Raw genomic sequence first — 12,563 nt, forward strand, 5'->3', positions numbered from 1 at the left:
CACCGGATCGTAAAGGCGCTTCGGCCGGACAGCGGCATTCGGGGTCATCCCGGCTCGGGCACGACCGCGACCGGACACACGGCGTGGTGGAGGACCGTGTGCGCGACCCGCCCCAACCGGGGACCCGGCCGACCGGAGCTGCGCCGGCCGATGACCAGCAGATCGGCTTCGTGAGAGGCGTGGAGAAGCACACGTCGGGCCGGCCCCTCGGGGGTGTGCCGGTGCACCGTCACATCCGTCGGTGCGTCGTGCAGGGCCTCTTCCAACGCCTCCGCGGCCCGCTGTTCGAACACGCGCGCGCCATGGCCGACGAGCAGGGGGTGATCAACGGGCTCGTGGGTAGGGCAACGCCAGGCGCACACGGCATCCAGTGGGACGGCACGCAGCCGCGCCTCCTCGAAGGCGAACCGCAGAGCCGACGGCATCGCCACCCCCACGCCGACGGCGATCCGGTCGTGCCTGCCGTCGCCGGCCCGGTCGTCGTGGCCGCCACGGACGACGACGACCGGGCGGTCGGCCCGGGCCGCCACCGCCATGCTGACGGAACCCAGCACCATGCCGGTGAGCCCGCTGCGACCGCGGGCGCCCACGACGAGAACGGTTGCGTCACGTCCCATCCGGACGAGGGCGTTCTCCGCTTCCTCCCACAGGACGTGGGCGTCCACGGACAGATGAGGCCGTCGGAGCCGCGCGCGTCCCACCGCGGCATCGACGATGTCCCCTGCGATCACTCGGGCGGACGGTTTGCCGAGTTCGCGAGCGAGCGCGGCGCCCTCGTACCGCTCCCACAGCGCGGCGAAAACGACATGCAGTGACGCGCCGTGCAGGACGGCTTCGTCCGCCGCCCAGTCAACGGCTCGCAGACTGGCTTCGGAGCCGTCGACGCCGACGACGACAGGCAGGTTCATCAGTGCCTTTCTCGAGGATTTCACCCGCGCGGTCCGTCCGGTCACTCGTGTGACACGACGGCGACGGGGGCGTCCGCGTGGTGCAGTACCGCGTGGGTCACCGCACCGATGTGGATGCCGAACGGGCTGTGCCGCACGCGCCTGCCGACCACGAGCAGGCTCGCGTCGTGGGACGCTTCCACCAGGAGGTCGGAAGGGCTGCCGGGGCGGGACGCCTCGACGACCTCGACATCCGGGTACTTCTGCCGCCACGGACGAAGCGTCCCCGTGAGTTCGGCCCGCTTCTCGCGGGCGATCTCGTCACGGAGGTCGACGCCGGCGCCCAGGCTGTGGACGCAGAAGGCCGGCAGGTCCCATCCGTTCAGGACGTGGACGGGGCTTCGGCGCAGCTCGGCCTCGTGGAACGCGGAGTCGACGACGGTGTCGTCGGCGCTGCGGATGTCGAGGCCCAGGACGACCGGCCGAAAGGCGGTGGCGGCGGACGGGATGCCGGCGGGATCCGCGACGTGTTCGTCGGTGACCTGCTTCCCGGCGCGTACGACGACTGTGGGCACCGGGGCCCGAGCGATCACGGACTGGCCCACGGACCCCACCGGGTGTCCACCGATCCCGCTGAGGGCTCGTGATCCGAGCGCGAGCAGATCGGCATCGCGGGAAGCGAGCAGCAGGGCATCGGCAGGCGTACCCGTCGCTTGCTCGGTGGTGACTTCGACACCCGGGTGTCGCGCCCTCATGCCTTCGGCCGCCTCACGGGGGATCCGCTCGGTCCAGTGCTGGTGGGTCTCGACGCCGAGCAGCGGGGCCTGAGCCATCGGCTCGGGCACCGGTTCCCACACATGGACCATGCGTACCGGCAGGTCCCGCAGCTCCGCCTCGCGGGCCGCCCACTCCGCGGCGGCGCGGCTCTCGGCCGAACCGTCGAGACCGACGACGATGGAGCCGGGCATAGGGCTCACCTCCTGGGTCCGGTCATCTGACTCGAGCTTGACCGGGTGCGGGTCCACGCTGGAGGGGCCGATCGGCCCCGATGGCGGCCGAGTGGCCCTGTCACACACTGCCGCGGCCCGAAGACGGTGCTCCCCCGCAGCCGGCCCCACCATCGTCCTCGGCCATCGTCCCCGGCATCACGCTCCCAACGGGTGTTCCCTCTGCCCCTCCGGCTCCCCTACAGGCACCCACCAGACGAGGCGAGTGCCTCCACCCTCCCGGTCGCCCAGTTCGAGGTCCCCGCCGAGCTTCCGCGCACGTTCCCGCATGTTCCGCAGGCCGCTGCGGCGCCCTCCCGGCGCAAGGCCCACTCCGTTGTCACTGACCACCAGCCGAACGTGCCTGCCATCGGTCTCCAGCACCACATCGGCACGTTCGGCGCGTGCATGCCGGGCGACGTTGGTGAGCGACTCGGACAGCACTGCCATGATGTGGTCGGCGGTCTCTGCGGGCACATGCGTGTCGAGGAGACCCGCCATCCGGACACCAGGCGCGAAACCGAGGAGCGGCACGGCCTCATCGACCGCCGTCACCACCCGCGCGCGCAGGCCGGCAGTCGCGCCGTCGTCACGACAACGCAGGCCGAAGATCGTCGTTCTGATGATCTTTATGGTTTCGTCGAGATCACCCACCGCACGAAGTACACGTTCCTGAGCCTTCTCGTGCTCGATGAAGCGGCCGGCGCTCTGGAGAGTCATAGCCGTGGCGAACAGACGCTGGATCGCGAGATCGTGCAGATCCCGGGCGATGCGGTCACGGTCCTCGAGCAGGGCGATCTGCTCGACGTCCCGACGGCGGTCCGCCAGCTCCATCGCGACGGCCGCCTGAGCGGCGAAGACCTGCAACGACTCCGTCTCCTGCGCGCTGAACTCGTCACTGCCGCTCTCTCGGGCCAACAGGACGACACCCCGCACGCAGCCGCCCGTTCCGATGGGAACGGTCACCGCCGGGCCGAGGCCGTCGAACCGCCTCGGTCCGGCCGAGATCCGTTTGTCCCTGGACACGTCCGGGCTGCTCACGGGCGCGCCTCGGACGAACGCCTGACCGACCAGGCTGCCCTCGACGGGCAGTACCATCCCGCGCAGGACGTCGGCCTCTGTTCCGATCGCCAGTTCCACCGTCAGCGAGTCCGTGCCGCGTACCGGGATGGCCACCATCCCGAGCGTCGCGGCGGTGATCTCCCGACTCCGCTCGGCGATCAACCCCAGCACGTCACCTTGGTCGGCTCCGGACATCAGCGTGTGGGTGATCTCCGCGTTCACCTGGAGCCATCGCTCACGCAGCCGGGACTCCTCGTACAGCCGTGCGTTGTCGATCGCCACACCGGCCGCCACAGCCAGTGTCGACAGCACCGACTCGTCGTCTTCGTCGAACCGCAGTCCGCCACGCTTCTCGGTCAGATACAGGTTGCCGAAGACCTGTTCGCGTACCCGGATGGGCACCCCGAGGAACGTGTTCATCGGCGGGTGATGAGCCGGAAACCCGTAGGACGCCGAGTGCTCGGACAGCTTCGCCAGCCGTAGCGGCTCGGGATGCCGGATCAGCTCGCCGAGAATGCCGTGCCCCTCCGGAAGGTGGCCGATTTTCTCGATCTGCCGGTCATCGACCCCTACCGTGTGGAAGGCGGACAGCCGGCGTCCGTCCGGGCCGATCACGCCGAGTGCCGCGTATTCGGCGTCGACCAGGGTCGCCGCAGCCTCGACGATGGTGTGGAGTACCTGTTCGAGCTCAAGGTCACGCCCGACGGAGAGCACCGCTTCCAGGAGACTGTGCACGCGATCCTGCGTGCTGCGAGCCGCGTCCAGGCGAGCCTGAAGCTCGCCCAGCAATTCGTCCAACCTCAGTTGCGGCAGCCTCACACGCGCTTCTCGGGCTTCCTCGGAGCTTCCCACCGCTCTTCCTCCGTGGCCCTGGACCCTCGACCGGTACCGGCCCTTCTGCCACGGTAACGTCTCGGGCCAGACGCCGATGCCCGGCTCGTTCCGACCCGTCCCCGGGCGAAGGCAGTCGGTCGACGAGGGTGAAGCGGCACGGCGTCGACCGGACCCTCGCGAGGGAGCAGCCTTCGACGCCGAGGCCCGCCCGGGCCGGTTCCTCCGGCTGCGGTCCTGCACGCCCTCCCTCACGATGAAGGTATGGCGCTCATCCGATCCGCTCGCCCCTTCGACGCCTTCCGGGCGCTGGCGGACCGGCGCGGGAGGCCGGGCGACAAGCTGATCGGGTCCTTGGCGGAGGCCAGGGCCGGAACGCGGGACGACCCCGAAGTCTGGGCGCCCGCCGTCGCCTCCCGCATCGGCCTGCCTGCCGCCGCCGCGCTGGGGCCCGCCAGTTACTACGCGGACCTCTCCGCCCCGCACGGCGACCGTCATGTGCGGGTGTGCACCGCGACGGCGTGCTTCGCCGCGGGAGGCGGGGGGCACCTCGCGGAGGTGGAGCGTGAGCTGGGTGTCACCGCGCACACCGCCTCGCCGCGGGGTGAGGTGTCGGTGCAGACCGTTCGCTGTCTGGGCTACTGCTACGCGGGGCCCGCGGCGCTCGACGGCGACACGCCGTGCACCGGGGCGACGCTCCCGGCCCAGCTCGCGGGGCGGGAGCCACGACGGGCGCCGGAGATTCCGGCCGCCGACGACACCGGTGACCCGGTTCTGTTGGGCGGTGTGCTCTCCGGTGAGCCGGCGTGGCGGGTGTGGCCGCGGGCGGTGACGGCCGGCACGCCGGAAGAGGTCCACCGGGAGGTGGCGGCGTCCGGGCTCCGGGGCCGCGGCGGTGCCGGATTCCGCGTGGCGGCGAAATGGGAGGCGGCGGGTCGCGCACCCGGAACCGTGGTGGTCGCCAACGGCGACGAGGGCGATCCGGGGTCCTACGCCGACAGGCTGCTCATGGAGGCCGACCCGGGACGCGTCGTGGAGGGACTGGCCCTGGCCTGTTTCGCCTGCGGGGCCGACCGGGGCTTCGTCCTGGTGCGCTCCGAATACCCGGCCGCTTCGGCACGGATGCGGGAAGCGGTGCGCCTGGCGTACGCGGACGGGCATCTCGGTCCTTCGGTGCACGGCACGGACACCTCCCTGGACATCCACGTCGTCGAGGGCGCCGGCTCCTATGTCGCCGGGGAGGAGACCGCGCTCATCGCCGGGCTGGAGGGCGGTCGTGGATGCGCCCGGCCGCGCCCGCCGTACCCGACCGAGCACGGTCTGTGGAACGCGCCGACCGTGGTCAACAACGTCGAGACCCTGGCGGCCGTCCCCTGGATCGTCCGGCGCGGCGGCCGGGCGTACGCCCAGCGCGGTACGCCCGACGAGGCGGGGACCAAACTGGTCTGTCTCTCCGAGCGGTTCGCCCGGCCGGGTTGCTACGAGGTCGAGCTCGGCACGCCGGTGCGGCGCCTGGTCACCGAGCTGGGAGGCGGTCTCAAGGACGGCGCCGGGCTGACGGTGCTCCAGGTCGGTGGGCCGCTGGGCGGTTTTCTCGCCGCCGACGCGCTGGACGTGCCGCTGTCGGAGGCGGGGCTGTCGGCCGGGGGCGCCGCCCTCGGGCACGCGGGACTCGTCGCCTTCGACGAGCGAGTGGCACCGGAGGACGTGATGCGTCACGTATGGGAGTTCGCCGCGGCCGAGAGCTGCGGTGCGTGCTCCCCCTGCCGCGTCGGCTCCCGCCGCGGTCTCGCATGGGCCTCCGCCGGAGCCCCGCCGGAGCATGAGTGGGAACGGCTGTCGCGGCTCCTCGCCGAGGCGAGCCTGTGTGCCTTCGGACGGCGGATACCGCCCGCCGTGCACAGCCTTGCACGCGCCTGCGGTGGCCGGTTGGCGGGCTGGGGACCATGAACGCGGTCGTGATCGGGGTCGACGGCGCCGACGTCGCGGTACCCGAGGAGTCGTCGCTGCTCACGGCCGTGCGGGCGGCCGGGACCGAGCTGCCGGCGCTCTGCTCCGACGACCGGCTCAGTCCCGCCGGGTCATGCCGTACCTGTCTCGTGCGGGCCGGGGGGCGCGTCGTGGCGGCCTGTGTCACTCCGGTCTCCCCCGGCCTGCGCGTGGACACCAGGGGCGACGATGTCGTGCGGCTGCGCCGGGACGCGGTGGAGGTCATCGTCTCCGCGCTCCCGCCCCGGGCCCTGGCCGACGGCGGTCCCAGCGAACTGGCCCGTGTCTGCCGGTCGACGGGCATCGGCCCCGAGGCGGCACAGGGCGCCGGAGGCCGGGGCGGGGACGACTCCCACCCGTACGTCCACCTGGACCGGGACCTGTGCATCGCCTGCGGCCGGTGCGTGCGGATGTGCTCCGAGGTGCAGGGCACCTTCGCCCTCACCCTGGCTGGCCGGGGCAGTGACACGGTCGTGGCCCCGGGTACCGGCGGGCCCTGGATCGAATCGGACTGCGTGGCGTGCGGCGGCTGCGTGGACACCTGCCCGACGGGGGCGATCAGCCAGCCCGGACCGGCGCGGGGACTCACCTCGGCGTCCCGCCCTGAGGAGGCCCGGACGCGCACCACGTGCGGCTACTGCGGCGTGGGCTGCGCCCTCGACGTGGTCACACGGGACGGCGAGGTCGCGGCGGTGCTGCCCGCCCGGGACGGCCCGGTCAACCGCGGCCACGCGTGCGTGAAGGGCCGCTTCTCCCACGGGTTCCGCACCTCCCCGGAACGGCTCACCCGGCCCCTCCTGCGACGCGACGGCGTACTGGAGCCGGCCGGCTGGGACGAGGCGCTCGCCCACGTCGCCGAGGGCCTGAGGGCCGCCGTCGACGCGGGAGGCCCGGACGCGGTCGCGGCGATCTCCTCGGCCCGCGCCTCCAACGAGGAGAACTACCTCGTACAGAAGTTCATGCGGGTCGTCATCGGAACCAACAACGTCGACAACTGCTCGCGCCTCTGCCACTCCCCCTCCGCCGCCGGCCTCACCGCCTCCTTCGGGCTTTCCGGCGGCACCGACACCCTCGAGGACGTGGAGCGGGCCGACTGCCTGCTGGTGGTCGGCGCCAATCCCGTCGAGGCCCACCCGGTGGTCGGAGCCCGGCTGCTGCGGCAGGTCCTGCACGGAGCCCGGCTGGTCGTCGCCGACCCACGCGCCGTGGGCCTCGCCCCGCACGCCGACGTGCACCTGCGACCGCGTCCCGGCACCAACGTGGCCCTCTTCCACGGGCTCGCCCACATCCTGCTCGCCGAAGGACTGACCGACGAGGAGTTCCTGCGCGAGCGTGCCACCGGACTGCCGGAACTCACCGATCTGCTGGCCGACTACCCGCCCGACCGGGTCGCGGACCTCACCGGCGTGCCCGCCCTGGACCTGGTCGCCGCCGCCCGCCTCTACGGCCGGGCCGAGCGGCCGGCCATCGTCTACGGTCTGGGCGTGACCGAGCACCTCCACGGCACCGACGGGGTGCGGTCCCTGGCCAACCTGGCGATCCTGCGCGGCGCCGTGGGCACTGACCGCGGCTACGGGGTCAACCCGCTGCGCGGTCAGAACAACGTCCAGGGCGCCTCCGACATGGGCGCCCTGCCGGACCTCCTTCCGGGATACGGCAAGGTCACCGACGCAGCCGTCCGCTCGCGGGCCGAGGACGTCTGGGGCGCACCGGTCCCCCCGCGTCCGGGGCTCCGGATCCCGGACATGTTCGCCGCCGCGCGAGCGGGAGACCTGCGGGCACTGTGGATCATCGGCGAGGACGTCTGCGCGACCGACCCCGACGCCGACCGGGTGGCCCGGGCCCTGGACGCCTGTCCGCTCGTCGTCTGCAACGAACTGTTCCTGTCCGGGACCGCCCGGCACGCCGACGTCGTCCTGCCCGCCGCGTCCTGGCTGGAGAAGGACGGCACCTTCGTCAACTTCGACCGCCGGTTCCAGCGCGTCCGCCCCGCCGTGCCGCCTCCGGGGCAGGCCCGCGCCGACTTCGACATCCTCCGGGCCGTCGCCGAGGTCATGGAAACCGGTCTGGGCTGCCCGACCCCCGCCGACGCCCTCGCCGAGTGCGGCCGGCTCGCGCCCGTCTTCGCCGGGCTCTCCCACGGCCGCCTGGACCGGGAGGGCTCCGTGCCATGGCCCTGCCCCACGCCCCACGAGCCCGGCGAGGCCAAGCTGTACACGGAGCGCTTCGCCACTCCCGACGGGCGTGCCCACCTGGCCGCCGCCCCCCATCTCCCGCCCGGTGAACAACCCGACGACGACTATCCCCTGGTCCTGGTCACCGGGCGCCGCTGGGCGCACTACAACTCCGGAAGCATGACGCGGCGCGGCGGCAACCTGGCGCTCGATCCGGTCGACTTCCTGGATCTTCACCCCGACGACGCCGGCAGGTACGGCCTGCGGGACGGTCATGGCGTCACCGTGGAGAGCCGGCACGGCCGAGCCCGGCTGGTCGCCCGCGTCAGTGAGCAGACGGCTCCCGGGCAGGTCTTCTGCTCCTTCCACTTCCCCTCGAGCGGGGTGAACCGCCTCACGTCGGATGTCGCGGACACCGTCACGTCCTGCCCCGAGTACAAGGTCACGGCGGTCCGCGTGGCCGCGTCGTGAGGCGGGTGGAGTCGAGTACCCGCGGGTGACCGCGTGCCCGGCGGACACCCCGGAAGGGGCGTTGCCGCGCGGGTCAGTCCTGAGGCAGCACGAGCGTGCAGGTCTCCTCCGGCGCGATGCTCACGGTCCGGTCGGCCAGCACCACGTGGATCGGTGACTCCTCCGAGTCGGGCACCCGGATCTCCAGCTGTCCGCTCCGGCGCCGTATGCCGACATCCCAGTGGCCCCGGTAGCGCAGGGAGAACCCGTACTCCGACGGGGCGGGGAGGGGCACCGGGTCCAGGAAGAGAGCGTCCTCACGCGTTTCCAGCCCCGTCAGGCCGCGTTGCACCAGATCCAGAGTCCCCGCCATGGCGCCGAGGTGGATGCCTTCGCCGGTCGTACCGCCCTGGATGTCCGCGATGTCCGCCTCCAGGGCCTCGTGCACGTAACTCCACGCCTCGGCTCGTCTGGCCCGGGCGAGGACGAGGCCGTGGACGAGGCCGCTCAGGGTGGAGCCGTGGCTGGTGCGCCGCAGGTAGTAGTCGACCGTCCTGCGCCAGACCTCGTCGTCCACGTCGTATCCGAGGCGATGGAACAGCGCCCGGAGCTCGGCGGACGAGAAGAGGTACCCGAGGATCAGGACGTCGGCCTGTTTGGACGCCTGATAGCGGTTCACCGAGTCGCCCTCGGCCTCCAGGATGCGGTCCAACCGCCGGATGCCGTGGTAGAGGGCGCGGTAGGCGTCCCAGTCCGGCTCGGCGAGGTCGCCGTAGCCGGCGAACTGGCTGATGACACCCTGGTGGAACGGCACCCCCAGCCGCCGGGAGACCTCCTCCCACTTCGGGGGCTCGCCGTCGTCCAGGCCGATGCGCTCGAACAGCTCACCTGCTCCACCAGCAGCACGCCCACCTCGTCGTCCTGGAGCCGGAACGTGCGCGTCGGCGTGGCCCGGCGCAGATCCAGACGGCGCCGGTGGTCGAGCGGCCGCCGTGTGTCGGGAGAGCACCACGGACCCACCGACCCGTCGGCGAAACGCAGACGGATCCGCAGGAACAGCCAGTTCGGGAGATTCACCCGGTCTTCGTCGACCACCCTCCGTCCCGCCACGGCCGATTCCAGGCGGTTGTAGACCCCGGCCGCGTAGGTGGCCGGGTAGTGCACCAGGCCCGCTCTGCTCTCGGGCACGGCGCCACGTGTGGCGAAGCAGCCGTTGCCGAGCGTCCACAACGACTCGCGGAGCCGCTCACCGGCCGGGTCGTAACCCTCGTACTCCCAGGTCCACTCCGACATTCGCCGCCCTCTCCCTCCGCCGGACGTACCGGAGCTCCGCGGGAGGACCACGGCGACCGCTCTCGGCGTGATGCAGCGGGGTCCGGGTGACCCGCGGGACCTCCACGGCCACCACCACCTTCCTGCCCGGCCACTGCCGGGAACCCCTGTCAACACGGTCGCACCGCCCAGGCGGCTCCGCGACACCTGGGCCGGCTCGCGGACGACGGCCCCGGTCCGGGTTGCACCGCGCCGATTTGCGGCGATCGTGGAAACATACGGTCGGCGGATGACGAGCACCGTCCCCGCGTCGCCGCCGTGGACGTCGCGTCGGGCCCAGGTCCGCTCCCGCTCCGGGCCCAGTGGAGGGAAGGCGATCGTGACTGCCAGACCGGGCGTCTTCGGCGCCCTGACCAGGGAACATCGCGAACGGCTCATGCCCCTCGCTCGTGAGGTGTCGTTCGTGACCGACGAGCGCGTGTTCGAGGAGGGCGGAGAGGCCGACCGCTTCTGGATCATCCACACCGGCACCGTCGCCCCTCGACGTACGCGTGCCCGGCCGCCCGGCAGCGGTCATCGAGACCGTCGGAGCCGGAGAACTGCTGGGCTGGTCCTGGCCGGTCCCTCACTGGCATCTGGGGGCCCGGGCCACCAGCCCGGTGCACGCCTACGAGTACGACGCGGCCGCGGTCCGCGAGCTGTGCGGGAAGGATGCCGAGCTGGATCACGCGCTGCTGACCTACGTCGCCGGGGTGATCGCGGGCCGGCTCAGGTCCGCCCGGGTGCGGCTGCTCGGCCTGGACGCGCCCCACGGCGCCGGTGAGGTTCCCTGACGAGGCGAGACGAGGAGGATCACGGTGTCTGTGACCCCGCACATCGTCAGCGATGTGATGACCCGGACGGTCGTGGCCGTCGGGCGCGACGCGCTCTTCAAGGAGATCGTGCAGACCATGGAGCAGTGGAGGGTCAGTGCGATGCCGGTCCTGGAAGGAGAAGGGCGTGTCATCGGCGTCGTCTCCGAGGCCGACCTGCTGCCCAAGGAAGAGTTCCGCGACAGCGACCCGAGCCTCCTCGAGCAGCGCCGGCGGCTGTCGGACGTCGCCAAGGCCGGGGCGGTGACGGCGGAGGAACTCATGAGCACCCCCGCGGTCACGGTCCACCCCGACGCCACCCTGGCACAGGCGGCCAGGATCATGGCCGTCCGGCACGTCAAGCGGCTGCCCGTGGTCGACGACGTCGGCATGCTCCAGGGCATCGTCAGCCGCGCCGACCTGCTGAAGGTCTTTCTGAGGCCGGACGAGGAGATCGAGGAGGAGGTCCGCCGCACCGTGGTGTCCTATCTCTTCCCCGCCTTCAGCCACGCCATCCACGTCGATGTGCACGAGGGAGTCGTCACCCTCCGGGGCCACATCCACGACACCTCACTCATATCGGTCGCGGTGCGGCTGGTGCGTGCGGTGGAGGGCGTCGTGGACGTCGAGCCACAGCTCACCGGCGAGCCGGCAGACCGGGACGAGCCCGGGTCCGCCCGATGACCCTGCACGAGGCCGACCGTGTGCCCGACGCTCCGCGAGCGGCGCACCGCCGCACGGGAGGACGGGCCCATGTCCGCGGGAACGAACCGGCCGGGCCCGTCGGACGCCAGACGATCACAACCCGGACGGGAGAGGTGACATGCAGCATCGAACGGTCGCGGAACTCATGACCCGAGACGTCGTCACGGCACGGCGGGACCTGCCGTTCAAGGAGATCGTCAGGCTGCTGGCGGACAACGACGTCACCGCCGTGCCCGTGGTGGACGACCTGGACCGCCCCGTGGGTGTGGTGTCCGAGGCGGACCTGCTGCGCAAGAGCGCCGACCAGGCCGATCCGTCGGGCAGGGTCCCCGTTCCCGGCCTGGAGGCGTGGGAGCGGGCCAAGGCCGAGGGCTCCCGTGCCGAGGAACTGATGTCGGCCCCCGCCGTGTGCGCACGTCCGGACTGGAACGTGGTGGAGGCCGCCCGCCTGATGGAGGCCCAGAACGTCAAGCGGCTGCCCGTCGTGGACGAGACGGACCGGCTCCTGGGAATCGTCGGCCGTGGCGACCTGCTGCGGGTCTTCCTGCGCCGTGACGACGCCATCCGCGACGAGATCACCGCGGACGTGCTGCGACGCACGATGGGGCTCGCCCCCTCCGAGGTGACGGTCGAGGTGCGCGACGGGCGGGTCGACCTCGGGGGTGCGGTCGAGTTCAGAAGCCTGATCCCGGTGATCGAGCGACTGTGCCGGAGCGTCGACGGCGTGGTCTCGGTGACCCAGCACCTCACGTACCGGACCGACGACGCCCGGCCAGGGCCGGGCGACGCGTGACGTGGGACAGCAGCCGCGCGAGGCCGACGGGGCCGTCGGCCTCGCGCGGGAGGGCACGGGCACTCGCCTGACCACCCCGGCGCGTCCTGGCGGAGGGCCCCGGCTCAGCCGGTGACGGGGATGTGCTGTGCCCTCCCCGTCTCCGTCTTCGGGACGCGCACCGTGAGGACTCCGCTGGCCAGGTCCGCGCTGACGTGGTCGGTGTCGGCGTTCGGCGGCAGGGTCGTGCGGAAGTCGAAGTGCCCCATGCGGCGGGTGTGCCTGCGGCGCACCCCGGTGTGTTCCCTCTCCTTGATCTCACCATGGATGTCGAGCTCACCGTCGGCGACCTCGACGGTGATCTGCTCCTTGTCCACGCCGGGAAGCTCCAGCTCCACCAGGTAGGCGTCCTCGGCGTCCACGACGTCGGCCATCGGCGCCCACGGCTCGTCCGTGCCCGGCTCTGGATAGCCGCCGGCGGGAAAGGCGGCGTGCATGAGCTGGTCCACCCGGGTGCGGAGATCGTCCAGCTCGTGCAGGGCTGCCGAGAGCCCAGCCCTGCTGTGCCGTGCGGGGTGTGTCAT

At 72.2% G+C, this 12,563-nt stretch carries 8 protein-coding genes and 2 pseudogenes; 5 read left to right on the forward strand and 5 right to left on the reverse strand.

What is annotated here, in order from left to right; translation table 11 throughout:
• Positions 1 to 44 precede the first annotated feature (44 nt).
• The 3 genes from JHAT_RS06270 to JHAT_RS06280 all read right to left on the reverse strand — a co-directional run bounded on the left by JHAT_RS06270 (position 45) and on the right by JHAT_RS06280 (position 3,787).
• Positions 45 to 908 carry a universal stress protein gene (locus JHAT_RS06270; RefSeq protein WP_077797035.1) on the reverse strand — a complete coding sequence of 288 codons (864 nt, stop codon included), beginning with the start codon at positions 906 to 908 and terminating at the stop codon, positions 45 to 47.
• A gap of 41 nt (positions 909 to 949) precedes the next feature.
• On the reverse strand, positions 950 to 1,855 hold the full coding sequence (locus JHAT_RS06275; RefSeq protein ID WP_077797036.1) for a universal stress protein: 906 nt from the start codon (positions 1,853 to 1,855) through the stop codon (positions 950 to 952).
• Between the two features lie 177 nt (positions 1,856 to 2,032).
• Complete coding sequence (locus tag JHAT_RS06280) at positions 2,033 to 3,787, reverse strand: GAF domain-containing sensor histidine kinase (protein WP_077797037.1); 1,755 nt, start codon at positions 3,785 to 3,787, stop codon at positions 2,033 to 2,035.
• A gap of 243 nt (positions 3,788 to 4,030) precedes the next feature.
• On the opposite strand from JHAT_RS06280, the gene JHAT_RS06285 reads away from it, so the two are divergent.
• Positions 4,031 to 5,716, forward strand: coding sequence for an NAD(P)H-dependent oxidoreductase subunit E (locus JHAT_RS06285; RefSeq protein ID WP_077797038.1), 1,686 nt, complete (start codon positions 4,031 to 4,033; stop codon positions 5,714 to 5,716).
• The gene (fdhF, locus tag JHAT_RS06290; RefSeq protein WP_077797039.1) at positions 5,713 to 8,400 is read left to right on the forward strand and encodes a formate dehydrogenase subunit alpha; all 2,688 of its coding nucleotides are present in this window, start codon (positions 5,713 to 5,715) and stop codon (positions 8,398 to 8,400) included. Before JHAT_RS06285 ends, fdhF begins: the two co-directional genes overlap by 4 nt.
• A 73-nt stretch (positions 8,401 to 8,473) precedes the next feature.
• Here the strand turns inward: fdhF and JHAT_RS06295 are convergent.
• A pseudogene (locus JHAT_RS06295) lies at positions 8,474 to 9,672 on the reverse strand (glycosyl hydrolase family 65 protein).
• A gap of 415 nt (positions 9,673 to 10,087) precedes the next feature.
• On the opposite strand from JHAT_RS06295, the pseudogene JHAT_RS06300 reads away from it, so the two are divergent.
• From JHAT_RS06300 to JHAT_RS06310, 3 genes and pseudogenes are all read left to right on the forward strand, one after another.
• Positions 10,088 to 10,484: pseudogene (locus tag JHAT_RS06300) on the forward strand (cyclic nucleotide-binding domain-containing protein).
• 24 nt (positions 10,485 to 10,508) lie between these two features.
• The gene (locus tag JHAT_RS06305; RefSeq protein WP_107481835.1) at positions 10,509 to 11,186 is read left to right on the forward strand and encodes a CBS domain-containing protein; all 678 of its coding nucleotides are present in this window, start codon (positions 10,509 to 10,511) and stop codon (positions 11,184 to 11,186) included.
• A 139-nt stretch (positions 11,187 to 11,325) separates the two neighbouring features.
• Positions 11,326 to 12,000 (forward strand): CBS domain-containing protein, encoded by a 675-nt coding sequence (locus tag JHAT_RS06310; protein ID WP_077797040.1) that lies wholly within the window; start codon positions 11,326 to 11,328, stop codon positions 11,998 to 12,000.
• A 104-nt stretch (positions 12,001 to 12,104) separates the two neighbouring features.
• Here the strand turns inward: JHAT_RS06310 and JHAT_RS06315 are convergent, their stop codons facing one another.
• Positions 12,105 to 12,563 carry an Hsp20/alpha crystallin family protein gene (locus tag JHAT_RS06315; protein ID WP_077797041.1) on the reverse strand — a complete coding sequence of 153 codons (459 nt, stop codon included), beginning with the start codon at positions 12,561 to 12,563 and terminating at the stop codon, positions 12,105 to 12,107.

The organism is Streptomyces sp. JHA26 (assembly GCF_002005565.1).
Taxonomy (GTDB): Bacteria; Actinomycetota; Actinomycetes; order Streptomycetales; family Streptomycetaceae; genus Streptomyces.